The following is a 22,254-nucleotide window of genomic DNA, read 5'->3' on the forward strand; positions in this document are numbered from 1 at the left end:
CCGTTCCGCAAGCACCGTTCTCGCCTGTTGATCGTTTTGGGTACGGCCTTCCTCTCCGAGTAGACTGCTGAAGTTGCTCGGCGAGGGAGGCCGTACCCGTGTTCGCGGGTGTGGCGCTCCGTTATCGACGCGCTCTTCGTAGCAGGCCGTTCGTGGCCGGGTGACCACGTCCGTTTCTGAATTCCACGAGGAGTGATCATGGCCGAGGTGAAGCTCACCGCCGAGTCCCGTACCGAGTTCGGCAAGGGTGCCGCGCGTCGTATCCGTCGGGACAACAAGGTCCCCGGCGTTCTGTACGGCCACGGTTCGGACCCGCTGCACCTGACCCTGCCGGGTCACGAGCTGCTGATGGCGCTGCGTACGTCGAACGTGCTGATCGCGCTGGACATCGACGGCAAGACCAACGAGCTGGCGATCCCGAAGTCGGTCCAGCGTGACCCGATCAAGGGCTTCCTGGAGCACGTCGACCTGCAGCTGGTGAAGCGCGGCGAGACCGTGTCGGTCGAGATCCCGGTGCAGGCCGAGGGCGAGCTGGCCCCGGGCGGGTTCCTGCTGGAGTACGTCCTGGACGCGCTGCCGGTCGAGGCCGAGGCCACGCACATCCCGCAGCAGGTCACCGTGTCGGTGGCGGGTCTGGAGGCCGGTGCCTCGATCCACGCCAAGGACATCGCGCTGCCGTCCGGCGTGAAGCTGGACGTGGACGGCGACACCGTGGTGCTGCAGGTCCTGTCCGCGCAGGCGGAGGAGGCCCCGGCCGAGGGTGAGGGCGAGGGCGAGGCGGCCGCGGAGGCCTGATCCTCCCCTACGGTCATCGTGTGGTCGGCCGCTGTTCCCGTGCGGGGCAGCGGCCGACGCGTATGTGTGGACGGGTACGAGGGATATGCGGGACACGAAGGAGACATGGACGTGACGACAGACGCGGGCGCTCCGTGGCTGGTGGCCGGCCTCGGCAATCCGGGCCCCGAGTACGCCTCGAACCGGCACAACGTCGGCTTCATGGTGGCGGACCTGCTGGCGGAGCGGATCGGGGCGCGCTTCAAGCGACACGGCAAGGCGCAGGCGCAGGTGGTGGAGGGGCGGATCGGTCCGCCGGGGCCGGCGAGCCGGCGGGTGATCCTGGCGAAGCCGATGTCGTTCATGAACGTGTCGGGCGGGCCGGTGACGGCGCTGCGGGACTTCTACAAGGTCCCGGTCGGCAACATCGTGGCGGTGCACGACGAGCTGGACATCGACTACGGCGTCCTGCGGCTGAAGCTGGGCGGCGGGGACAACGGCCACAACGGCCTGAAGTCGATCACGAAGTCGCTGGGCCCGGACTACCACCGGGTGCGGTTCGGGATCGGGCGGCCGCCGGGGCGGATGCCGGTGGCGGATTTCGTGCTGCGGGACTTCTCGTCGACGGAGCGCAAGGAGCTGGACTACTTCGTCGACCGGGCGGCGGACGCGGTGGAGGCCCTGGTGATCGAGGGGCTCGAGCGGGCGCAGAGCGCGTACAACTCCTGACTTGTCGGTCGATGGTGCGCGGGCGAGTTGACCGGGCGCACGGACATGGCCAATGATCCCGGCCATGCCTGCCTCCGCCGCCGCCCGTCCCCGTCAGGCCCCGGCCGCAGTTCTGCGGTTCGGCCGGATCGCGTCGATGGGTACGGTGGCGGCGCTGATCCTGATCGCGGGGGTGTGGGCGTCCTGGGGGACCGCGCAGCACGTGCTGCTGACCAAGGGGCGGGAGCGGGGCACGGTCGAGGTGACGCGCTGCACCGAGGGTTCGTGCAGCGGTCCGTACGCGCCGGTGTCGGCGGGGTCGCAGCCGCGGGAGCGGGTCTTCATCGAGGACTCGGTCGCCGTGGCGAAGGGGCGGACGTACTCGGTGGTGGTGAAGCCCGGCGGTGACGAGGTGGTGCGGTCGGGGCCGGCCGGAGTGCTGTACGCGTGGGTGCCGTTGGGCGGGGCGTTGTTGTTGGCGTCGGTGGTGGTGGCGGGTGGGCTGCGGCGCACTCGGGTCGCGTGGGGGATGGCGGGGGCGGGGGTAGTGCTGCTGACGGCGGCGTTCTTCGCGGTGTGAGGTTTTCGCGCCAGGGGGTGTGAACGGCCCGGGAGTGCGTGGAGACGCCGGACGGGCGGCCGCCGCTAGCGTCCGCCCGGTGTGATCAGCCCGGTCTCGTACGCCGCGATCACCGCCTGGGCGCGGTCTCGCAGCCCGAGCTTCGACAGGATCCGGGCGACGTGTGTCTTCACCGTCGCCTCGCTCAGCCGGAATCGCGCCGCGAGCTCCGCGTTGCTGTCGCCGCCCGCCATCGCTTCGAGGACCTGCAGCTCCCGCGGCGTGAGCGCCGTCAGATCCCGGTGCAGTGTCGTCCCCCGGCTGCCCGCGGTGGCGAAGCGCTCCACCAGCCGGCGGGTGATCGTCGGTGCCAGCAGCGCGTCTCCGGACCGTACGAGCCGTACCGCGGCCGCGAGATGCTCGGGCGTGACGTCCTTGAGCAGGAAGCCGCTCGCGCCCGCCGACAGCGCCGCGTACACGTACTGGTCGAGGTCGTACGTGGTGAGGATGATGATCCGCGGTGCGGGCGGACGGTCGGCGAGGATCCGCCGGGTGGCCTCCAGTCCGTCGGTACCGGGCATCCGCACGTCCATCAGCACCACGTCCGGCCGGGTCCGGCGCACCGCCGCGACGGCCTCCTCGCCGTCGGACGCCTCCGCGACCACGTCGATGCCGTCGGCCGTGAGGATCATCCGGAAGCCGGTGCGTACCAGCGCCTGGTCGTCCACGATGACGACCCGCGGTGTCTGGTTCACCGAACCTCCAGGGGGACGACCGCGCGGATCCGGTAGCCACCGCGCGGGCGCTTGCCGGTGTGGAGCGTACCGCCGTAGACCGCCAGCCGTTCGCGGAGCCCGATCAGGCCGCGTCCGTTGCCCTCCGCGACCAGGGGGACGCCGCCCGAGTCCTCGACGACTATGCGCAGTTCGTTCGGGGCGTACTCGACCTTCACGGCGATCTCCGCCCCCGAGGCGTGGCGCACCGCGTTCGTCAGTCCCTCCTGCACCACCCGGTACGCCGCCAGATCCACGCCCGGCGGCAGGTTCGGCGGCTCGCCCTCCGTGCGGACCACCACCGGTGTGCCCGTGGCCCGGACCCGTGCCACCAGGTCCTCCAGCCGGTCCAGGCCCGGTTGCGGTGCCAGCTCCGCGCTCTCGGCCGGATCCGCGGGATCGGGCCCGGCGGAGGCCGTCGTGAGCAGCCCCATCACCTGGCGCAGCTCCGTCATGGCCGAGCGCCCGGCCGCTTCCACCGCCAGCATCGCCTCGCGTGCCTGCGCGGGCGAGGCGTCCAGTACCTTGCGCGCGGCACCGGCCTGGATGGTCATCATGCTCACGTTGTGCGTCACCACGTCGTGCAGTTCGCGCGCGATCCGGTGCCGTTCCTGGTCCACCGCGAGACGTGTCGCCGCCTCCTGTTCCCGCTGCATCCGGTGCACCCGCTGCTGCCAGGCGTGCAGTGCGTTGGCGGCCAGTGCCACCGGTACCAGGACGAGCAGCGGGATCATGCTGCGGCTGACGTCCGGCACCAGCCGGCTCTGCCACAGCAGTCCCACGGCCGCCAGCAGGCTCGTCGCCGTGGTCCTGCGGTGCGGGCTGTACATGGCCGCGCTGTACGCGGCGATCAGCACCGCCCCGAAGGTGACCGCGGTGGCCTCGGCCGAGACGGCGCCCAGGTGGAACAGGGCCACTCCAGCGAGCACCGCCCACAGCACCGCGAGCGGGCGACGCCGGCGCAGCGCCAGGGGCGCGACCGCGAGCACGCCGAGGGCCAGCTCCCACCACTGAACGGGCGGCAGGCTGTGCTCCAGGGCGGGTTTCACCCGGATACCGCCCGGCCCGCAGACCTGCGGACCGGTGGTCTGTGCCGACTCCTCCGGCGGGCAGTCCCCTTCCGCCCGGGGCAGGTCGGGGGGCGGGACGGGGCGGGGCGGCGCGGGCACGTCGCCCGGTTGCTGCCAGACGGCGTTCGGCCGGTCCTGCACCTCCACGAACGACCGGTCCAGGTCGGTGCTCACCACACCGATCGCCAGTACCAGCGCCAGCAGCGCGTCGGCCGCCCACGCCCAGCGCGTCTGCCGGAGGCCCTCCGGCGCCGGGGCGAACGGCAGCCGCTGCGCCACGGCGGCGCGCAGCCGGGCGGAGCGGCGGTGGATGTCCGGGGTCACCGGGCAAGTGTGCCAAGGCACCGGCGTCCGCGGATCCGCCCGCAGAGGTCGTCCCTGCGATGTACGCGGGCGCGCCTCCGCCGAACACGGTACGGACTTTCCGCACCGCGGCCGAGGTGCCGCCGGGGCCCGCGCGCCTAGCTTCGTCGCACCGGCGGACCAGAGCACCGGAGCAGCGGAGCACCGGCGCCGAACCCTGGAGGAACCATGACCGATCCCCTGATCGACGTGCGCGAGGCGCGCAAGGCGTACGGCGACGGACCGCCGGCCCTCGACGGGCTGACGCTGCGGGTGCGCGCGGGGGAGGCGCTGGCGGTCCTCGGACCGTCCGGCAGCGGCAAGTCCACCCTGCTCAACCTGATTGCGGGCCTGGACCGGCCGACCTCCGGGACCGTCACCGTCGACGGGCGGCGGATCGACGAGCTGGGCGAGACCGCCTCCGCCCGCTACCGGCGGAAGCGGATCGGCATGGTGTTCCAGTTCTTCAATCTGCTGGACGATCTGACGGTCACCGACAATGTGCTGCTCCCCGCCCAGCTGTCCGGGACGGCGCGCGGCCGGGCGGCGTCCCGGGCCGCCGAACTCCTCGACCAGCTGGGCATCGCCCGGCACGCCCGCGCCTACCCCGGGCGTCTCTCCGGCGGCGAGCGCCAGCGCGTCGCCGTCGCCCGCGCGCTGATGAACCGCCCGGCGCTGCTGCTCGCCGACGAGCCGACCGGCGCGCTGGACACCGCGTCGGGGACGGAGGTCCGGGAGCTGTTGCGGGAACTCAACGCCGACGGGCAGACGATCGTCCTGGTCACGCACGATCTGGCGCTCGCCGAATCGTGTGCCACCCGGACCATCGAGCTGGTCGACGGGCGGATCGCCGGCGACGTCACGGCGGTGGTCCGGTGACCGCGCTGGGGTGGGTGGTGCGGTCGGGGGTCGGCCGCAGGCGGGTGCAGACGTCGGTGACGGTGCTGACGACGCTGCTGTCCGTGGCGGCGTCCGTGCTGGCGCTGGGGCTGCTGGTGGCCTCGCAGGCGCCCTTCGACAAGGCCTTCTCCCGGCAGAACGGGGCGCATCTGACGGTGGAGTTCGAGGGGGCGACGGCGGCACAGGCCGAGAGGACGGCGACGGTGGACGGTGTGGCGGCCACCGCCGGGCCGTATCCGGTGACCGCCGCACGGCTGGTGCCGGCCGACGGGATGACGCCCGGCTTCGCCGAGTCACCCGTCACCGTCGTCGGACGGGCGTCGGCCGACGCCGCGGTCGACGGTGTGGAGCTGACCGACGGGCGCTGGGCAAAGAGGCCCGGCGAGATCGTGCTGGAGAAGGGCACCGAGATCGGGGGCCCGGGCGGCACGCAGTCGCTGAAGGCCGGTGACGTAGAGCTGACGGTCGTCGGCGTCGCGGAGTCGGTCGGGGAGAGTGCGGGTGCGTGGGTCACTCCCGCCCAGCTGACGGCGCTGGACGCCGAGCCCTCGTACCAGATGCTCTACCGCCTCACCGACGCCTCGTCGCGGGCCGATGTCGAGGCCGCCGGGAAGGCGGTGGCGGCCGCCGCGCCCGAGGGCACGGTCGGCGGCACCCAGTCCTACTTCGACGTCAAGCAGGTCGCCGAGGAGTCGACGGCCGCCTTCATCCCCTTCGTCACCGCCTTCGCGCTGCTGGGCCTGGCCCTGTCGGTACTGGTGGTCGGCGTGGTGGTGAGCGGTGCGGTGGGTGCGGCCACCCGGCGGATCGGCATCCTGAAGTCCCTGGGCTTCACTCCGTCGCAGGTGTGCCGGGCCTACGTGGCCCAGGCGCTGATCCCGGCGGCGTTCGGCGCGGCGCTCGGTGTGGTGCTGGGCTACGCGTTGTCCGTACCGCTGATGGCGGAGGTCTCCGACGCGTACCGGACCGGCACGCTGCTGATCCCGGCGTGGGTCGGCGTGGTCGTTGCGACCGGCGCGCTGGCGCTGGTGGGGCTGACCGCCCTCGGCCCGGCGGTGCGCGCGGCGCGGCTGCGCACCGCGTCGGTGCTGGGCGTCGGCCGGGCGGTGGAGTCGGCGCGGGGCCGCGGGGTACGGCGGTTGCTGGGCGGGCTGCCGCTGCCACGCCCGGTGACGCTGGGGCTGGCGGGGCCGTTCGCCCGCCCGGCACGGTCGGCGACGACGGCGGGCGCGGTGGCGTTCGGGACGCTGGCGGTGGTCTTCGCCGTCGGCCTGGCCACCACGCTGTTCGCCGTCCAGCGCGAGGGCGAGCCCGACCAGGGCGGGGGCGAGGCCGTGGTGCGGACGACGCGCATGCTGCAGGGCCCGCCGCCCCCGGGCGAGCGCAGGCCGGGGCCGCCGAAGCCCGCCGACCCGGCGAAGGTGGCGGCGGCGATAGCGGCCGCCGACGGCACCGGGTCGTACTACCGTCGGGCGGAGACCGAACTGCGCGTCGCCGGGCTGAAGGACGCCGTGCCGGTGGTGGCGTACGGCGGGGCCTTCTCCGAGGCCAAGTACACGATGGTGAGCGGCCGTTGGTTCCGGTCGGACGGCGAGGCGGTCGCGGCGTCGCGCTTCCTGCGGTCGACGGGCAAGGGGGTCGGCGACACGGTGACGCTGTCGGAGAAGGGCCGCACGGTCCGGCTGACCATCGTCGGTGAGGTCTTCGACCTGGGCGAGGACGGCATGAAGGTACGGACGGCCGCGTCGTCCCTCGCGTCGCTGGGCGCGGACTACAGGGCACCGGAGTACGACATCGACGTGGCCGCGGGCACGGACGCCGCCACGTACGTGAAGCGGCTGGACGAGGACCTCGCGTCGCTGGGCGCGCAGGCGGCGCTCGGCAGGCCGAGCGAGTCGAGCGTGATCACCGCGATGCAGTCGCTGATCGCGATGCTGACGCTGATGCTGGTCGCGGTGGCCTGCCTCGGTGTGCTCAACACGGTGGTCCTGGACACCCGGGACCGGGTGCGCGACCTGGGCGTCTTCAAGGCGCTGGGCATGTCACCGCGGCAGACGGTGGCACAGGTCCTGACCCAGGTGAGTGTGATCGGCGTCCTGGCGGGGGCCGTCGGCGTGCCCCTGGGTGTCGCCCTGCACCACTACGTCATGCCGGCGATGGGCGACGCGGTGGGGGCGAGCATTCCTCCAGCGGTCATGGACGCGTACAGCCCGGTGCAGCTGGTCCTGCTGGCGCTGGCGGGTGTGGTGATAGCGGTGGTCGGGGCCCTGCTGCCCGCGGGCTGGGCGGCGAAGACGGACACGGGGAGGGCGCTGCGGGCGGAGTGAGCGGGCGGGCTCCTCCTGCGAGCCGGGCGATGCCCCTGCCCCTGCCCCTGCCCCTGCCACCGTCACCGCCACTGCCCCTGTCGACGGCGACTTCACGCGTCGGCAGGGGCAGTCCGGCAGGCAAGTACCCGGCAGGCGGCTGCCGGGTCAGCCCGTGTTGCGCAGGCCCGCTGCCACACCGTTGACGGTGAGGAGGAGGGCTCGGGCGAGGAGCGGGTCCGGGTCCTCGTTCGCGGCGGCGGCCTCGCGCTGGCGGCCGAGGAGGGCGACCTGGAGGTAGGAGATGGGGTCGAGGTAGGCGTCGCGGATGGTGAAGGTCTGCTTGAGGACCGGGTCGGCGTCCAGCAGTTCGCTCTCGCCGGTGACGCGCAGGACCTCGGCGACGGTGAGCTCGTGCTCGGCCTTGATGGTGTCGAAGACGTGCTTGAGCTCGTCCGGGACGAGGGTGTCGACGTAGTGCTGGGCGATGCGCAGGTCGGTCTTGGCGAGGGTCATCTCGACGTTGGAGATGAAGTTGCGGAAGAAGTGCCACTGCTGGTGCATCTCGTCCAGGACGGTGTCCAGGCCGGCCTCGCGCAGGGCCTTGAGGCCGGAGCCGACGCCGTACCAGCCGGGGACGATCTGCCGGGACTGGGTCCAGCCGAACACCCACGGGATGGCGCGCAGTCCGTCGAGCGAGACGCCCGAGCCGGGGCGGCGGGAGGGCCGCGAGCCCAGGTGCAGGTCGGCGAGCTGGTCCACCGGCGTGGAGGCCAGGAAGTACGTCGGCAGGTCGGGGTCCTCGACCAGGTGCCGGTAGGCGGTGTGGGCGGCGTCGGAGACGACGTCCATCGCGGCGTCCCAGCGGGCCAGCGCCTCGTCGGACTGGCGGGGCGCGGTGTGCAGGGCGGAGGCCTGGAGGGTGGCCGCGACGGTCAGCTCCAGGTTCTCCCGGGCGAGCGCCGGGATGAGGTACTTGTCGGAGATGACCTCGCCCTGCTCGGTGACCTTGATCTCGCCCTCCAGGGTGCCCCAGGGCTGGGCGAGGATCGCGTCGTGGGTGGGGCCGCCGCCGCGGCCGACGGTGCCGCCGCGGCCGTGGAAGAGGCGCAGCCGCACGCCGTAGCGGTGGGCGACGTCGCGCAGCCGGCGCTGGGCGCGGTGGATCTCCCACTGGCTGGTGGTGATGCCGCCGAACTTGGAGGAGTCGGAGTAGCCGAGCATGACCTCCTGGACGTCGCCGCGCAGCGCGACCAGGCGCCGGTAGGAGGGGTCGGCGAGCAGGTCCTCCAGGATGGTGTCGGCGGCCTTCAGCTCGTCGGTGGTCTCCAGGAGCGGCACGATGCCGATCTTCGCCCAGCCCGCGTGCAGGTCGATCAGCCCGGCCTCGCGGGCCAGCACCGCCGCGGCGAAGACGTCGTCGGCGCCCTGGCACATGGAGATGATGTAGGACTCGATGACCTCGGGGCCGAAGACCTCCAGGGCGCGGCGGACGGTCTGGAAGACGCCGAGGGTCTTCTCGCCCGGCGCGTCGACGGGCGCCGGGCTGGGGGCCAGCGGCCTGCGCGAGCGCAGCTCCTTGGCGAGGAGCTTGGTGCGGTACTCGCGGGGCATGTCGGCGTAGCGCCAGGACTCCTCGCCGAGCCGGTCGAAGAGCTGGCCGAGGGCGTGGTGGTGGGCGTCGGCGTGCTCGCGGACGTCCATGGTGGCGAGCTGGAGGCCGAAGGCGGCCAGGGTGCGGATGGTGCGGGCGAGGCGCCCGTCGGCGAAGAGGCCGCCGCGGTGTTCGCGCAGCGAGGTCTGGACGATGCGCAGGTCGTCGATGAGCTGGGCGGTGCCCAGGTAGTCGCGGCCGTCCTCGTGGGGGGTGCCCTTGGCGAGGCGCTGCTTGGTGTTCTCCAGCTTCTGGCGGATGCAGGTGGCCTTGAGCCGGTAGGGCTCCTCGGCGTTCAGCCGCTTGTATCGGGGGCTGATCTCGGGGAGCCGCTCCAGGTCGGCCTGGAGCGAGGCCAGCAGTTCCTCGGTGGCACCGGCGTACCGGATGGAGTTGGACAGGAAGCCGCGCAGCTCGTCGATCATCTCCAGGGCGTCGTTGATGCCGTGCTCGTGCTGGAGGATGAGGACGTCCCAGGTCACCTGGGGGGTGACGTTGGGGTTGCCGTCGCGGTCGCCGCCGATCCAGGTGCCGAAGGTGAGCGGGCGGGTGTCGTCGGGGAGCTTGACGCCGGCCCGCTCCAGCTCCGCCGTCAGGTCCTCCAGCACGTCGCCGACGGCGCCCGCGTGCAGCTCGTCGAGGTAGTAGATGGCGTTGCGGGCCTCGTCGGCGGGCTCGGGGCGTACCACCCGCAGCTCGTCGGTCTGCCAGACCAGGTCGATGTTCTCGGCGAGGCGGGTGTCCAGGCGGCGCCGGTCCGACTCGTTGACCGGGGTGTCCAGGAGGGCCGCGATACGGCGCAGCTTGTTCAGGACGGAACGGCGGGCGGCCTCGGTGGGGTGCGCCGTGAAGACGGGGCGCACGTTGAGGTGGCGGACGGTCTCGCGCAGGTGCTCGGGGTCGGCGTCCTTCAGCCGGTCGGCCGTACGGGCGAGGAGTCCGCCCTCGGCGGCGCGCTTGGCGCCCAGCTCGCGGCCGCGGTGGACCTGCTCGGTGACGTTGGCGAGGTGGAAGTAGGTGGAGAAGGCGCGGACGAGCTTGGCGGCGGTCTCCAGTTCGGTGCCGCGCAGCAGTTCGGCGGCGGCCTCGCCGTCCTCTCGGGTGAGTCGGCGTACCTTCTCGACGAGTTCCAGCAGCTCGGGGCCCTCCTGCCGGACCAGGGTCTCCCCGAGGAGATCACCCAGGCGGCGGATGTCGGCGCGCAGCTCGCTGCTGGTCGTCGTGGTGGTCTGGTCGTCGGCACTGCTCACAGGTGCGGCTCCTTGCAGTGTTGAAGCTCGTCTGGGAGGGAACCCGGACGGCCGTCTCGCGCGGCGGGCGCCGCTTACCGGGCCGGACGTCCGGGAAGTAATCAGAGCGGACCGCGCTGTCCGACCGACCCCCAGGATAGGTGTCGACCAGGACGCGCAGGCTCTGGGGCTCTTGCCGCGCGGCTACGCACTGCCATACTTACGTCGCCGTAGGTTACGGAACCGTAGGAAAACCGTGCACGGTTCCCTCGACCCGGCACCCGCCACACCACACGACCCCACCCTCGATCCCACAGGGGACGCGCATGACCACGAGTTCCGATGTGATCCCAGACGCTCCGCAGCCCGCCGGCGACGCCGCGGCGCCCTCCGCCACGCTGGGCGGTGAGCAGAAGCGGTCGATCGAGCAGATCACGCTGCTGCTGTTCATCACCCTTCCGTTCCTCGCGCTGGTGGCGGCGGTGCCACTGGCGTGGGGCTGGGGCGTGAGCTGGCTGGACCTGGGGCTGCTGGTCTTCTTCTACTTCCTGGGCTGCCACGGCATCACCATCGGCTTCCACCGCCACTTCACCCACGGTTCCTTCAAGGCGAAGCGGCCGTTGAAGATCGCGCTGGCGGTCGCGGGCTCGATGGCGGTCGAGGGGCCGCTGGTCCGCTGGGTGGCCGACCACCGCAAGCACCACAAGTTCTCCGACGACGAGGGCGACCCGCATTCGCCGTGGCGGTACGGCGAGACGGTGCCCGCCCTGATGAAGGGCCTGTGGTGGGCCCACATCGCCTGGATGTTCGACGAGGAGCAGACGCCGCAGGAGAAGTACGCGCCGGACCTGATCAAGGACCCAGCGCTGCGGGCGGTCTCCCGCCAGTTCGTCCTGTGGACCGTCGTGTCCCTTGCGCTGCCCGCGCTGATCGGCGGGCTGGTCACGATGTCCTGGTGGGGCGCGTTCACCGGGTTCTTCTGGGGTTCACTCGTGCGGGTGGCGCTGCTGCACCACGTGACCTGGTCGATCAACTCGATCTGCCACGCCGTGGGCAAGCGCCCCTTCAAGTCCCGGGACCGATCCGGCAACGTGTGGTGGCTGGCGATCCTGTCCTGCGGCGAGTCCTGGCACAACCTGCACCACGCGGACCCGACCTCGGCTCGGCACGGCGTGATGCGCGGGCAGCTCGACTCGTCCGCCCGCCTGATCCGCTGGTTCGAGCGGCTGGGGTGGGCGTACGACGTGCGCTGGCCGTCACGCTCGCGTATCGATTCGCGCCGCAACACGGATCAAGACGGCGCCCGCCGCCGGAAGGAGACCGCGAAGGCGGCATGATTGACGCCGTGGCGACCGACTCCAGCAGCACCCCAAGCAACGAGAAGCCGCGGCGAGCGCGTCGCACCCGGATGACCGGTGCCGAGCGCCGCCAGCAGTTGCTGGAGATCGGCCGCACCCTCTTCGCGGCGAAGGGTTTCGAGGGCACGTCCGTGGAGGAGATCGCGGCGAAGGCCGGGGTCTCCAAGCCGGTGGTCTACGAACACTTCGGCGGCAAGGAGGGCCTGTACGCGGTGGTCGTGGACCGCGAGATGCGGCGGCTGCTCGACATGGTGACCGGCTCGCTGACCGCAGGCCACCCGCGTGAGCTGTGCGAGCAGGCCGCCTTCGCGCTCCTGGACTACATCGAGGAGTACACCGACGGCTTCCGCATCCTGGTCCGCGACTCCCCCATCCCGCAGTCGACGGGTACCTTCGCCTCGCTCATCTCGGACATCGCCACCCAGGTGGAGGACATCCTGGGCCGCGAGTTCAAGAGCCGCGGCTTCGACGCCAAGCTGGCCCCGCTGTACGCGCAGGCGCTGGTCGGCATGGTGGCGCTGACCGGCCAGTGGTGGCTGGACGTGCGCCGCCCGAAGAAGGCGGAGGTGGCGGCGCACCTGGTGAACCTGGCGTGGCACGGCCTGGACGGACTGGAGCCGAAGCCGCGCCTTATAGGGCACCGCAAGAGCTGAGAGCCGAGGGCCGAGAGACGAGGGCGGACGGCGGAGGACGGAGGACTGAGGGCATGCGACCGCTGCGCGGAGTCACCGTCGTCGCGCTGGAGCAGGCGATCGCCGCTCCCTACGCCAGCCGTCAGCTCGCCGACCTCGGCGCCCGGGTGATCAAGGTGGAGCGCCCGGGGACGGGGGACTTCGCGCGGGCGTACGACACCCGGGTGCGGGGTCTGAGCTCGCACTTCGTGTGGGCCAACCGCAACAAGGAGTCCCTCACCCTGGACTTCAAGGATCCGCGCGGCCTGGACCTGCTGCGCAGGCTGATCGCGGACGCGGACGTCTTCCTGCAGAACCTGGCGCCGGGCGCGGCCGCCCGCGCCGGACTGGGCGCGCGGGAGCTGCGCGCCGCGCATCCGGAGCTGATCGTGTGCGACATCTCCGGCTACGGCGCGCCGGGCCCCTACGCGGACCGCAAGGCGTACGACCTGCTGGTGCAGTCCGAGGCGGGGCTGCTGTCGGTCACGGGCACGCCGGACGGCATGGCCAAGGCGGGCATCCCCGTGTCGGACATCGCCGCCGGCATGTACGCGTACAGCTCGGTCCTCGGCGCGCTCCTCGAACGCGGCCGGACGGGACGGGGCACGCATCTGGACGTGTCGATGCTGGAGGCCACCGCGGAGTGGCTGGGCTTTCCCCTCTACTACGCCTTCGAGGGCGGCCCGCCGCCGCGGGCGGGCGCCTCGCACGCGACGATCTATCCGTACGGCCCGTTCACGGCGGGCGACGGGAAGGTCGTGATGACGGCGGTGCAGAACGAGCGGGAGTGGCAGGGCTTCTGCGCGGGCTTCCTGGACCGTCCGGAGCTGGCCGGGCATCCGCACTACGCCACCAACGCGGACCGCGACGCGCACCGGGAGGAGCTGGGCGGGCTGATCGCGGCCCGGTTCGCGGAGCTGACCGCCGCCGAGGCGGTCGAGCTGCTCGACGCGGTGCCGGTCGCCAACGCGCGGGTGAACACGCTCGCCGAGGTGTGGGACCACCCGCAGCTGGCCGCGCGCGGACGCCTGCACGAGGTGCCCACCCCGGCCGGTCCGGTTCCGGCACTGGCACCGCCGGGACCGACCGGGGACGCGCCCCGCATGGAGGCGGTCCCGGCGCTGGGCGAGCACACCCGCGCCGTACTCGGCGGCCTCGGGCTGTCGGAGGAGGACATCGACGCGCTCGCCGCGGACGGCGTGGTGTGAGCCCGGTCCGGGTCAGGGGCGGGCGGGTCCGTCCGGTTCCAGGAACTCCAGCCGGTTGCCGACGGGATCGGCGCAGTAGAAGCGCCGGTGGCCGGGGAGGTCGTGGTCCCAGGTGACGGGCGTGCCGTGGGCCTCCAGGCGGGCGGCGTACGCGTCGATCCCGGTGACCCGCAGCCCGGGGTGGGCCTTGCGGGCGGGCCGGAAGCCGGCCGGCTCGACGCCCAGGTGGAGGTGGACGGTGCCGGCCCGGAACCAGCAGCCGCCGTGTGCGGCGAGCACGGGCGGCTTGGGGACCTCGGTCATGCCGAGGACGCCGGTGTAGAAGGCGCGCAGCGGCTCCTCGGCGCCGGGCGGCACGGCGAGCTGCACGTGGTCGAGGCCGGTGATCATGCCGTCCCCGCGGGCTTGTGGGCGACGGCGAAGACGCGGCGGAAGGGGAAGGGCGTGCCGTGCGCCTCGGCGGGGTAGGCGGCGCGCAGGACGGCCCGGTACTCCTCGACGAAGGCGTCACGGGCGGCCGGGTCGTCGTCGAGGGCGTCCAGTACGGGCCGCAGCCCCGTTCCCTTCACCCAGTCGAGGACGGCGTCGTCGCCGGGCAGCAGGTGGACGTACGTCGTCTCCCACACGTCGGCGGTGCAGCCGGCGGCGGTCAGGTGGGCCAGGTAGCCCCGGGGGGTGAGGACGGCGTCGTCGTGGCGCAGGACGCCGTCGAGGCGGTCCCGCCAGCGCCGGGAGCCCGCCAGCTCGCGCATCAGGCGGTGGCTGGGGGCGTCGAAGTTGCCGGGCACCTGGAGGGCGAGGGTGCCGCCGGGGGCGAGTCGGTCGATCCAGCCGGGCAAGAGGTCGGCGTGGCCGGGGACCCACTGGAGGGTGGCGTTGCTGACGAGGAGGTCGCAGGGCTCGTCGGGGGTCCAGGAGCGGGCGTCGGCGGGGGCGAAGTCGAGGTGGCCGCCGCCGGGGGTGGGGCCGGCGTACTGCCGGGCGCGTTCGAGCATCCGGGGCGAGTTGTCGTAGCCGGTGATGCGGGCGGTGGGCCAGCGGTCGGCGAGCAGCACGGTGACGTTGCCGGGGCCGCAGCCGAGGTCGGCGATGCGCGGCGGGTCCCCGGGGAGGTCCGGGATCCGGGCGAGGAGGTCGGTGAAGGGGCGGGCGCGGTGGCCGGCGTGGCGCAGGTACTGGGCGGGGTCCCAGGTGGGGGCGGTGGCGGGCATGGAGCCTCCAGAGGGTGTCCGTGCGGGACGGGTACCCAGCGTCACCCCAAACTATCTCGACGTCAAGACAATCGACATCAAGACAGTCAATGCCAAGACAGTCGCCAACCGAGAGAATCGACATCAAGAGACTTCACGTCGACACAACCACTACACTGATCGTCATGGAGGACGAGGTCGATCGGCTGGTCGCAGCATGGCGCCGGGAGCGCCCGGACCTCGACGTGGAACCGCTCGAGGTACTGAGCCGCGTCAGCAGGCTGGCCCGGCACCTGGACCGCGCGCGCCGGCTGGCCTTCTCCGAACACCAGCTGGAGCCGTGGGAGTTCGACGTGCTGACGGCGCTGCGCCGCGCGGGCACCCCGTATCAGCTCTCACCGGGCCAGCTCCTCACCCAGACCCTGGTCACCTCGGGCACGATGACCAACCGGATCGACCGCCTCGCCAAGAAGGGCCTGGTGGAGCGCCTGCCCGACCCCAGCGACCGGCGCGGCGTCCTGGTCCGGCTCACCGACGAGGGCCGGGACCGCGCCGACCAGTCGCTGGCGGGCCTGCTGGCCCAGGAGCGCGCGATCCTGGGCGAACTCTCCCGCGCCCAGCGCACCGAACTGGCGGCCCTGCTACGCCAGCTGACCGCCCCGTTCGACAACATCCCCGGCTGAGGGCCCGTCCAGATCCGCCGGCCCCACCCCCGCCCTGCGGGCCAGCGCCACGGCGGCCAGCGTGGAGTGGACGCCCAGCTTGCCCAGGACGTTCTGCATGTGGGTGCGGACCGTGTGCGGGGACAGGTACAGCCGCTCCGCGACCGCCTTGCGGCCCAGCCCGGCGACCATGCAGCGCAGCACCTCGCGCTCGCGCGGGGTCAGCGACTCCACCAGCAGCTCGCTCTCGGTGCGGTGCTTGCGGGCGGCGGTCAGCTCGCGCAGGACGCCGGTGAGCAGGGCGGGCGGCAGATGCGTCTCGTCGCGCAGGACGCCCCGGATGACGCTGAGCAGCCGCGACAGGGAGCAGTCCTTGGCCACCCACCCCGAGGCTCCCGCCCCCAGCGCGAGGGCCGCCCGCCGCGGGTCGTCCTTCTCGGCGAGGACGACGGTCCGTACTCCCGGCTGGCCCGAGCGCACCCCGGCGACCAGCGAGATCCCGTCCACCAGCCCGTCCTCGTTGCCGTCCCGCACGGGCACGGCGGGCCGGACGCCGGGCACCTGGCCGCCCAGGTCGGCGTCGACGAGCAGCACGTCGAACCGCCGCCCCTCGGACGCGGCCCGCTCCAGGCAGCGCAGTGCGGCCGGACCGCTGCCGGCCGCGGAGACGTCGACGTCGGGCTCGGCGGCCAGGGCGGCCGCGAGCGACTCGGCGAAGATGCGATGGTCGTCGACGACCAGGACTCGGATACGAACCACGAAACCCCCTCCCCCGAGCTCCGCGAGGAGCAGGGGATACCCATCGTCTGTCCGTCCTCGAACGACGGCACCGGCACCGGCACGGGCACGACGGTGAACGGCACCGGCCCCCACCGGTGCTGCTCATCAGAGTACGGGCGGGCGCCGGGAGGGGAAGGCTCTTTGCAGAACTGACTCCGCGGCACGTTTATGGTGAGCCGCATGTTTCGTCTTGTGACAGAAGTCGACAAGGAACGGCGCGATCTGCTGCGCACCCGCCTGCGGGAGACGAACACAGCGGCCTCCTCCGTCCTGCGTTCCCTGCGCGGAACCCCTCACGAACGCGAATTCCCGCTGCACGTCTGGGTCCTGGACCGGGCCGGCGACCTGGCCGGCGGCCTGGTCGGGCACACCTGGGCGACCTGGCTCCACGTGACGTACCTGTGGGTGGACGGCGGCCACCGCGGCGCGGGCCTCGGCTCCGCCCTCCTCGACGAGGCGGAACGCACCGCCCGCGCCGAACGCGGCTGCGCCGCGGCCCGGGTGGAGACCTGGGACTTCCAGGCCCCGGGCTTCTACACGAAACGCGGCTACGACGTCATGTGCGTGATCCCCGACTACCCGCCGGGGATCACGGAGTACACGCTGGTGAAGCAGCTCGGCTGACCGTCACCCCACCCGCCGCGCCCCCGCCGAGGGCACCGCTCCGAACACCCGCGGCGCCTTGAAGCCCGCCGCCGCGAAGGCGTCCTCGACCGCCTTGGTGACGGCGTCCACGTCGCCGGTCTCCACCAGGACGATCGCCGAGCCGCCGAAGCCGCCGCCGGTCATCCGGGCGCCGAGGGCGCCGGAGGCCAGGGCCGTGTCGACGACCAGGTCCAGCTCGGGGCAGGAGATGCGGAAGTCGTCGCGCAGCGAGGCGTGGCCCTCGACCAGGACGGGGCCGATGGCGCGGGTGTCGCCGGACTCCAGCAGCGAGACCACCCGCTCGACGCGCTCGTCCTCGGTCACCACGTGCCGGACCAGGCGGCGCACCTCCTCCTCGTCGCCCAGCCGCTCCAGCGCCGCGTCCAGCTCGGCGTACGGCACGTCGCGCAGCGCGTCGACGCCCAGCAGCGCGGCGCCCTTCTCGCAGCCCGCGCGGCGCTTGCCGTACTCGCCCTCGCTGTGCGAGTGCTTGACCCGGGTGTCGACGACCAGCAGGCGCATCCCCTCGGCGGCGAGGTCGAAGGGGATCTGCCGCTGGGAGAGGTCGCGGGTGTCGAGGAAGAGGGCGTGCCCCTCCTCGCAGCAGGCGGACGCCGTCTGGTCCATGATGCCGACGGGGGCGCCGACGTAGACGTTCTCCGCGCGCTGGCACAGCCGGGCCAGCTGCCAGCCGCGCAGACCGAGGGAGTACAGGTCGTTCAACGCCAGTGCCACCACGACCTCCAGGGCCGCCGAGGACGAGAGCCCCGCGCCCGACGGGACCGTCGAGGTCAGGTGGACGTCGGCGCCGGTCAGCTCGTGCCCGGCCTCGCGCAGCGCCCAGAGGACGCCCGAGGGGTACGCGGTCCAGGACTTGTCCGAGCCGGGGGCCAGGTCGGCGACGCGCAGCTCGACCGGGCCGGCGTCGACGTCGGCCGAGTGCAGGCGCAGGACACCGTCGTCGCGCCGGGACACTGCGGCGACGGCCCGGTGCGGCAGGGCGAAGGGCATCACGAAGCCGTCGTTGTAGTCGGTGTGCTCCCCGATGAGGTTCACCCGGCCCGGCGCCGCCCACACCCCCTCCGGCTCCGCCCCGTACAGCTCCCGGAACCGCTCGCCGACGGTCCCCGCGACAGCCTCGCCCATGCCCTGACCCCTCGCCCTTCCGGTAACTGCGGTAAGTACTAGCCCGCGCGCCGCTGCGCGAACTCCCACGCGTCCGACACGATCCCCGCGAGGTCCGCGCGGGACGGGTTCCAGCCCAGTTTCTCGCGGGCGGTGTCGGCCGACGCCACCAGGACCGCCGGGTCGCCGCCCCGGCGCGAGGCCACCACCTCGGGAATCGGATGGCCCGTCACCCGCCGCACGGTCTCGACGACCTCGCGGACGGAGAAGCCGTTGCCGTTGCCCAGGTTGCAGATGAGGTGCTCGCCCGGGGTGGCGGCCGCCACCGCCAGCAGGTGGGCCTCGGCCAGGTCGGCGACGTGGATGTAGTCGCGCACACAGGTCCCGTCCGGCGTCGGATAGTCGTCGCCGAAGACGGAGATGGCCTCCCGCCTGCCCTGCGCCACCTGGAGGACCAGCGGAATGAGATGCGACTCGGGGTCGTGGCGCTCGCCGTACTCCCCGTACGCGCCCGCGACGTTGAAGTACCGCAGCGAGACCGCGCCCAGCCCGTGGGCCGCCGCCTCGCCGGTGATCATGTGGTCGACGGCCAGCTTGGAGGCGCCGTACGGATTGGTGGGCTTCGTCGGCGCGGACTCGACGATCGGCACCTGCTCGGGCTCGCCGTACGTGGCGGCCGTGGAGGAGAACACGAGCCGCCGCACACCCGCGCCCCGCATGGCCTCCAGCAGCGCCATCGTCCCGCCGACGTTGTTGTCCCAGTACTTCTCGGGCTTCACGACCGACTCGCCGACCTGGGAGAAGGCGGCGAAGTGCAGCACGCCGTCGAACGAGCCGTCCAGCCACTTGGCGGCGTCCCGGATGTCGCCCTCGACGAACGAGGCACCCGCCGGCACACCCGCACGGAAGCCGGTCGACAGATTGTCGAGCACGACGACCTCGTGCCCCGCCTCCACCAGGTGCTGGGCGACGACGCTGCCGACGTATCCCGCACCACCTGTCACCAGGTACTTCCCGCTCATGAACTCGCTACCTCTCGCAGTCGCTCGGCCGCGCGCTCCGGGGGCACGTCGTTGATGAACACGTTCATGCCGGACTCGGAGCCCGCGAGGAACTTCAGCTTGCCGGACGTACGGCGAATGGTGAAAAGCTCCAGGTGCAGCGCGAAGTCGTCCCGCGCCACCCCCTCGAACTCCTCCAGCTGCCCGAACGGCGCCTGGTGCCAGGCGGCGATGTAGGGGGTCGGGGGCTCGCCCTCGCCGAAGATCCGGTCGAAGCGCCGCAACAGTTCCAGATAGACCTTGGGGAATTCTGTGCGAGCCGCCTCGTCGAGCCCGAGCAGATCGGGCACCCGCCGCTTCGGATACAGATGCACCTCGTAAGGCCAGTGCGCCGCGTACGGCACGAAGGCCACCCACTCTTCACCCTCCAGGACGACCCGCTCACCGGCCAGCTCCTCCTCCAGCACGGCGTCGAACAGGTTCTCCCCGCCCGTCGCGTCCTTGTGGGCGGCGAGTGAACGGAGCATCAGGGCGGTGCGGGGAGTGGTGAACGGGTAGGCGTAAATCTGCCCGTGCGGGTGACCCAGCGTCACCCCGATCTCGGCGCCCCGGTTCTCGAAGCAGAACACCTGTTCAACGGAGGGCAGATGGGACAGCTCGGAGGTGCGGTCCGTCCAGGCGTCCAGCACGAGCCGGGCCTGCTCCTCGCTCAGGTCGGCGAAGGAGGCGTCGTGGTCGGAGGTGAAGCAGACCACCTCGCAGCGCCCGGAGTCACCGGCCAGCGACGGGAAACGGTTCTCGAAGACCACCACGTCATAGGACGAGTCCGGGATCTCGCTCAGCCGCTCCCCGTCCGACGGGCACAGCGGGCACTGGTCGGCCGGCGGATGGTAGGTGCGCCCCTGCCGGTGCGAGGCGACGGCCACCGAGTCGCCGAGCAGCGGATCACGCCGCACCTCGGACGTGGTGACGGTCCGCTCCAGCGGACGGCGGTCCACGGCGTCGCGCACGGTGTCGTCGCGCAGGTCGTAGTAGACCAGCTCACGGCCGTCGGCCAGCCGGGTCGAGGTCTTCTTCACTGCCGCACTCCTCTGCACCCACCCATGACAGTCACCAGGACACCCGTCAATCATCCAACACAATCAAACATAACACATCACAACCCACCACCCCCACGCCACATCACAATCAAACAAAGTTCATCACCAAAAGTGTTCAATTACTGAACGCGGAGGCGTAGGTTCCGCTCCGGATCAGTTCGCGAACGAAGCGAGTGCTTAATGCAAACCCCCACAAGCTCCACATACCTAGCCGCAGAGCTTCGACTCCCCACCAACTGGCTCGACTACACGATCCTCGGGATCTACTTCGTGGTCGTCCTGGGCATCGGCTTCGCCGCCCGCCGCTCGGTCAAGACCAGCCTGGACTTCTTCCTGTCCGGCCGCTCCCTGCCCGCCTGGGTCACCGGACTCGCCTTCGTCGCCGCCAACCTGGGTGCCACCGAGATCCTCGGCATGGCCGCCAACAGCGCCCAGTACGGCGTCTACACGACCCACTGGTACTGGATCGGCGCCATCCCGGCGATGGTCTTCCTCGGCCTGGTGATGATGCCGTTCTACTACGGCTCGAAGGTCCGCTCGGTCCCGGAGTTCCTCCTCCTGCGCTTCGACAAGGCCTCCCACCTCCTCAGCTCGGCCCTGTTCGCCATCGCCGCCATCCTGATCGCCGGTGTGAACCTCTACGCCCTCGCGATCGTCGTCGAGGCGCTCCTGGGCTGGCCGGAGTGGGTGGCCATCGTGGTGGCCGGCTTCTTCGTCCTGGCCTACATCACCCTGGGCGGCCTGTCCTCGGCGATCTACAACGAGGTCCTCCAGTTCTTCGTGATCCTGGCCGGCCTCATCCCGATCACCATCCTGGGCCTGAAGAAGGTCGGCGGCTGGGACGGCCTGTCCGACTCCCTCTCCAAGTCCCACGGCTCCGACTTCATGACGGCCTGGGGCGGCACGGGCATCGGCAGCGAGAACCCGCTGGGCGCCAACTGGCTGACCATCGTCCTGGGCCTCGGCTTCGTGCTCTCCTTCGGCTACTGGACGACGAACTTCGCCGAGGTCCAGCGCGCCCTGTCCGCGAAGAACCTCTCCGCGGCCCAGCGCACGCCCCTGATCGCGGCCTTCCCGAAGATCTTCATCGTCTTCGTCGTCATGATCCCGGGCCTGGTCGCCGCGGTCCTGGTCCCGAAGATCGGCACCCCCGGCTCGGACCTCCAGTACAACGACGCGATCCCGTACCTGATGCAGCAACTGCTGCCCAACGGCGTCCTCGGCATCGCGGTGACCGGCCTGCTGGCCGCCTTCATGGCCGGCATGGCGGCCAACATCTCCTCCTTCAACACCGTCTTCACCACCGACATCTGGCAGAAGTACGTGGTGAAGGACCGCGAGGACGGCTACTACGTCCGCTTCGGCCGCCTGATCACGGTGATCGGCGTCCTCGCCTCCATCGGCACGGCGTTCCTGGCCTCCTCCTTCTCCAACATCATGAGCTACCTCCAGACGCTCTTCTCCTTCTTCAACGTGCCGATGTTCGTGGTCTTCATCATCGGCATGTTCTGGAAGCGGGCGTCGATGAAGTCCGGCTTCTGGGGCCTGATCGCGGGCACGACCGCGGCGATGGTGAACTACTTCGTCATCTACAAGCAGGGCATCATCGACATCCCCTCCGACCAGGGCGCCAACTTCGTCTCCGCGATCGCGGGCTTCGTCGCCGGCGCGGTGGTCATGGTCGCGGTGTCCCTGTTCACCGCGCCGAAGCCCACCGCCGACCTCCAGGGCCTGGTCTACGGCACCACCTCCCCCGGCATGGCCGAGGCGCCCGCCAAGGGCGACGACGCGTGGTACCGCAAGCCGGCGCTGCTCGGCTGGGGGGCGGTCGTCCTGGCCGCCGCCTGCTACATCCCGTTCTCGTTCTGATCGCGGGAGGATTGAGAGAGCATGTCTGATTCCTACTCCGACAAGAACCTGCAGGACGAGGTCTCCGAGCTGGAGACCAAGTCCGTCACCGCCGCGCGGCTGTTCGACATCCGGCGGATCATCGGCGGGCTGTTCGTGATCTACGGCGTCATCGTGACGATCGCGGGCTTCGTGGCGTCCGACGACGACATCGACAAGGCGCAGGGGGTGAACATCAACCTCTGGACCGGGGTCGGGATGCTGGTCCTGGGTGTGTTCTTCCTGGCGTGGCTGAAGCTGCGGCCCACGGCGCCGCCGACGCCGCCGCTGGAGGAGGCCGACAAGGAGTGA

General features: G+C 71.8%; 21 protein-coding genes. 12 read left to right on the top strand and 9 right to left on the bottom strand.

Annotation, left to right across the window (positions count from 1 at the left end; all coding sequences use genetic code 11):
- The first annotated feature begins 198 nt into the window (after nt 1-198).
- The 3 genes from ACH4D3_RS30760 to ACH4D3_RS30770 all read left to right on the top strand — a co-directional run bounded on the left by ACH4D3_RS30760 (nt 199) and on the right by ACH4D3_RS30770 (nt 2,062).
- Complete coding sequence (locus ACH4D3_RS30760; protein ID WP_109034680.1) at nt 199-795, top strand: 50S ribosomal protein L25/general stress protein Ctc; 597 nt, start codon at nt 199-201, stop codon at nt 793-795.
- Nucleotides 796-900: 105 nt separating this feature from the next.
- Complete coding sequence (gene pth / locus ACH4D3_RS30765; protein ID WP_398328756.1) at nt 901-1,503, top strand: aminoacyl-tRNA hydrolase; 603 nt, start codon at nt 901-903, stop codon at nt 1,501-1,503.
- Between the two features lie 52 nt (nt 1,504-1,555).
- Nucleotides 1,556-2,062 (top strand): hypothetical protein, encoded by a 507-nt coding sequence (locus ACH4D3_RS30770; RefSeq protein WP_398328759.1) that lies wholly within the window; start codon nt 1,556-1,558, stop codon nt 2,060-2,062.
- A gap of 65 nt (nt 2,063-2,127) precedes the next feature.
- Here ACH4D3_RS30770 and ACH4D3_RS30775 read toward each other — a convergent pair whose 3' ends face one another.
- Both ACH4D3_RS30775 and ACH4D3_RS30780 read right to left on the bottom strand, forming a co-directional pair.
- Nucleotides 2,128-2,796, bottom strand: a complete 669-nt coding sequence (locus tag ACH4D3_RS30775; RefSeq protein ID WP_398328761.1) for a response regulator — start codon at nt 2,794-2,796, stop codon at nt 2,128-2,130.
- On the bottom strand, nt 2,793-4,208 hold the full coding sequence (locus tag ACH4D3_RS30780) for a sensor histidine kinase (protein WP_398328764.1): 1,416 nt from the start codon (nt 4,206-4,208) through the stop codon (nt 2,793-2,795). The genes ACH4D3_RS30775 and ACH4D3_RS30780 overlap by 4 nt, the downstream gene beginning before the upstream one ends.
- Nucleotides 4,209-4,415: 207 nt before the next feature.
- On the opposite strand from ACH4D3_RS30780, the gene ACH4D3_RS30785 reads away from it, so the two are divergent.
- Together ACH4D3_RS30785 and ACH4D3_RS30790 are read left to right on the top strand one after the other, a co-directional pair.
- Nucleotides 4,416-5,105 carry an ABC transporter ATP-binding protein gene (locus ACH4D3_RS30785; RefSeq protein ID WP_398328767.1) on the top strand — a complete coding sequence of 230 codons (690 nt, stop codon included), beginning with the start codon at nt 4,416-4,418 and terminating at the stop codon, nt 5,103-5,105.
- Nucleotides 5,102-7,453 carry an FtsX-like permease family protein gene (locus ACH4D3_RS30790; RefSeq protein ID WP_398328770.1) on the top strand — a complete coding sequence of 784 codons (2,352 nt, stop codon included), beginning with the start codon at nt 5,102-5,104 and terminating at the stop codon, nt 7,451-7,453. Before ACH4D3_RS30785 ends, ACH4D3_RS30790 begins: the two co-directional genes overlap by 4 nt.
- A gap of 147 nt (nt 7,454-7,600) precedes the next feature.
- Here ACH4D3_RS30790 and ppc read toward each other — a convergent pair whose 3' ends face one another.
- Complete coding sequence (gene ppc / locus ACH4D3_RS30795) at nt 7,601-10,336, bottom strand: phosphoenolpyruvate carboxylase (protein WP_398328773.1); 2,736 nt, start codon at nt 10,334-10,336, stop codon at nt 7,601-7,603.
- Between the two features lie 305 nt (nt 10,337-10,641).
- On the opposite strand from ppc, the gene ACH4D3_RS30800 reads away from it, so the two are divergent.
- Genes ACH4D3_RS30800 through ACH4D3_RS30810 form a run of 3 tightly spaced genes read left to right on the top strand, consistent with a single transcriptional unit; the run spans nt 10,642 to nt 13,552 of the window.
- Complete coding sequence (locus ACH4D3_RS30800; RefSeq protein ID WP_398328775.1) at nt 10,642-11,652, top strand: acyl-CoA desaturase; 1,011 nt, start codon at nt 10,642-10,644, stop codon at nt 11,650-11,652.
- Nucleotides 11,649-12,326, top strand: coding sequence for a TetR/AcrR family transcriptional regulator (locus ACH4D3_RS30805; RefSeq protein WP_061444296.1), 678 nt, complete (start codon nt 11,649-11,651; stop codon nt 12,324-12,326). Before ACH4D3_RS30800 ends, ACH4D3_RS30805 begins: the two co-directional genes overlap by 4 nt.
- A gap of 53 nt (nt 12,327-12,379) precedes the next feature.
- The gene (locus ACH4D3_RS30810; RefSeq protein WP_398328778.1) at nt 12,380-13,552 is read left to right on the top strand and encodes a CaiB/BaiF CoA transferase family protein; all 1,173 of its coding nucleotides are present in this window, start codon (nt 12,380-12,382) and stop codon (nt 13,550-13,552) included.
- A 12-nt stretch (nt 13,553-13,564) separates the two neighbouring features.
- Here the strand turns inward: ACH4D3_RS30810 and ACH4D3_RS30815 are convergent, their stop codons facing one another.
- Both ACH4D3_RS30815 and ACH4D3_RS30820 read right to left on the bottom strand, forming a co-directional pair.
- Nucleotides 13,565-13,942 carry a VOC family protein gene (locus tag ACH4D3_RS30815; RefSeq protein ID WP_398328781.1) on the bottom strand — a complete coding sequence of 126 codons (378 nt, stop codon included), beginning with the start codon at nt 13,940-13,942 and terminating at the stop codon, nt 13,565-13,567.
- The gene (locus ACH4D3_RS30820; protein WP_398328784.1) at nt 13,939-14,763 is read right to left on the bottom strand and encodes a trans-aconitate 2-methyltransferase; all 825 of its coding nucleotides are present in this window, start codon (nt 14,761-14,763) and stop codon (nt 13,939-13,941) included. Before ACH4D3_RS30820 ends, ACH4D3_RS30815 begins: the two co-directional genes overlap by 4 nt.
- 164 nt (nt 14,764-14,927) lie before the next feature.
- Between ACH4D3_RS30820 and tamR the strand changes: the two genes are divergently transcribed.
- A complete protein-coding gene (gene tamR, locus ACH4D3_RS30825; protein ID WP_356859267.1) occupies nt 14,928-15,425 on the top strand; it encodes a MarR family transcriptional regulator TamR in 498 nt (165 codons plus the stop codon).
- Here tamR and ACH4D3_RS30830 read toward each other — a convergent pair.
- Nucleotides 15,384-16,163, bottom strand: coding sequence for a LuxR C-terminal-related transcriptional regulator (locus ACH4D3_RS30830; RefSeq protein WP_398328787.1), 780 nt, complete (start codon nt 16,161-16,163; stop codon nt 15,384-15,386). The two genes, tamR and ACH4D3_RS30830, sit on opposite strands and share 42 nt — an antisense overlap.
- A 189-nt stretch (nt 16,164-16,352) precedes the next feature.
- Here ACH4D3_RS30830 and ACH4D3_RS30835 point away from each other — a divergent pair, with 189 nt between their 5' ends.
- The gene (locus ACH4D3_RS30835) at nt 16,353-16,808 is read left to right on the top strand and encodes a GNAT family N-acetyltransferase (protein WP_398328790.1); all 456 of its coding nucleotides are present in this window, start codon (nt 16,353-16,355) and stop codon (nt 16,806-16,808) included.
- A 3-nt stretch (nt 16,809-16,811) separates the two neighbouring features.
- Here the strand turns inward: ACH4D3_RS30835 and galK are convergent, their stop codons facing one another.
- Genes galK through galT form a run of 3 tightly spaced genes read right to left on the bottom strand, consistent with a single transcriptional unit; the run spans nt 16,812 to nt 20,034 of the window.
- Nucleotides 16,812-17,975, bottom strand: a complete 1,164-nt coding sequence (gene galK, locus ACH4D3_RS30840) for a galactokinase (RefSeq protein ID WP_398328793.1) — start codon at nt 17,973-17,975, stop codon at nt 16,812-16,814.
- A gap of 38 nt (nt 17,976-18,013) precedes the next feature.
- On the bottom strand, nt 18,014-18,976 hold the full coding sequence (gene galE / locus ACH4D3_RS30845) for a UDP-glucose 4-epimerase GalE (protein WP_398328796.1): 963 nt from the start codon (nt 18,974-18,976) through the stop codon (nt 18,014-18,016).
- On the bottom strand, nt 18,973-20,034 hold the full coding sequence (gene galT, locus ACH4D3_RS30850; protein ID WP_398328798.1) for a galactose-1-phosphate uridylyltransferase: 1,062 nt from the start codon (nt 20,032-20,034) through the stop codon (nt 18,973-18,975). Before galT ends, galE begins: the two co-directional genes overlap by 4 nt.
- A 201-nt stretch (nt 20,035-20,235) precedes the next feature.
- Here galT and ACH4D3_RS30855 point away from each other — a divergent pair, with 201 nt between their 5' ends.
- Together ACH4D3_RS30855 and ACH4D3_RS30860 are read left to right on the top strand one after the other, a co-directional pair.
- Nucleotides 20,236-21,924 carry a sodium:solute symporter family protein gene (locus ACH4D3_RS30855; RefSeq protein ID WP_164277112.1) on the top strand — a complete coding sequence of 563 codons (1,689 nt, stop codon included), beginning with the start codon at nt 20,236-20,238 and terminating at the stop codon, nt 21,922-21,924.
- 21 nt (nt 21,925-21,945) lie between these two features.
- Complete coding sequence (locus tag ACH4D3_RS30860; RefSeq protein WP_398328801.1) at nt 21,946-22,254, top strand: hypothetical protein; 309 nt, start codon at nt 21,946-21,948, stop codon at nt 22,252-22,254.

Source organism: Streptomyces sp. NPDC018026, from assembly GCF_044327745.1.
Lineage (GTDB): Bacteria > Actinomycetota > Actinomycetes > Streptomycetales > Streptomycetaceae > Streptomyces > Streptomyces rubrogriseus.

What these genes read in the sequence shown, in the direction of transcription:
- ACH4D3_RS30860 (WP_398328801.1), top strand. Translation starts at nt 21,946, where the DNA reads ATGTCTGATTCCTACTCCGACAAGAACCTGCAGGACGAGGTCTCCGAG.
- galE (WP_398328796.1), bottom strand. Translation starts at nt 18,976, where the DNA reads ATGAGCGGGAAGTACCTGGTGACAGGTGGTGCGGGATACGTCGGCAGC.
- ACH4D3_RS30810 (WP_398328778.1), top strand. Translation starts at nt 12,380, where the DNA reads ATGCGACCGCTGCGCGGAGTCACCGTCGTCGCGCTGGAGCAGGCGATC.
- ACH4D3_RS30800 (WP_398328775.1), top strand. Translation starts at nt 10,642, where the DNA reads ATGACCACGAGTTCCGATGTGATCCCAGACGCTCCGCAGCCCGCCGGC.
- pth (WP_398328756.1), top strand. Translation starts at nt 901, where the DNA reads ATGGACGTGACGACAGACGCGGGCGCTCCGTGGCTGGTGGCCGGCCTC.
- ACH4D3_RS30855 (WP_164277112.1), top strand. Translation starts at nt 20,236, where the DNA reads ATGCAAACCCCCACAAGCTCCACATACCTAGCCGCAGAGCTTCGACTC.
- ACH4D3_RS30805 (WP_061444296.1), top strand. Translation starts at nt 11,649, where the DNA reads ATGATTGACGCCGTGGCGACCGACTCCAGCAGCACCCCAAGCAACGAG.
- galK (WP_398328793.1), bottom strand. Translation starts at nt 17,975, where the DNA reads ATGGGCGAGGCTGTCGCGGGGACCGTCGGCGAGCGGTTCCGGGAGCTG.
- ACH4D3_RS30770 (WP_398328759.1), top strand. Translation starts at nt 1,556, where the DNA reads ATGATCCCGGCCATGCCTGCCTCCGCCGCCGCCCGTCCCCGTCAGGCC.
- tamR (WP_356859267.1), top strand. Translation starts at nt 14,928, where the DNA reads ATGGAGGACGAGGTCGATCGGCTGGTCGCAGCATGGCGCCGGGAGCGC.
- ACH4D3_RS30820 (WP_398328784.1), bottom strand. Translation starts at nt 14,763, where the DNA reads ATGCCCGCCACCGCCCCCACCTGGGACCCCGCCCAGTACCTGCGCCAC.
- ACH4D3_RS30835 (WP_398328790.1), top strand. Translation starts at nt 16,353, where the DNA reads ATGGTGAGCCGCATGTTTCGTCTTGTGACAGAAGTCGACAAGGAACGG.
- ACH4D3_RS30815 (WP_398328781.1), bottom strand. Translation starts at nt 13,942, where the DNA reads ATGATCACCGGCCTCGACCACGTGCAGCTCGCCGTGCCGCCCGGCGCC.
- ACH4D3_RS30760 (WP_109034680.1), top strand. Translation starts at nt 199, where the DNA reads ATGGCCGAGGTGAAGCTCACCGCCGAGTCCCGTACCGAGTTCGGCAAG.
- ACH4D3_RS30785 (WP_398328767.1), top strand. Translation starts at nt 4,416, where the DNA reads ATGACCGATCCCCTGATCGACGTGCGCGAGGCGCGCAAGGCGTACGGC.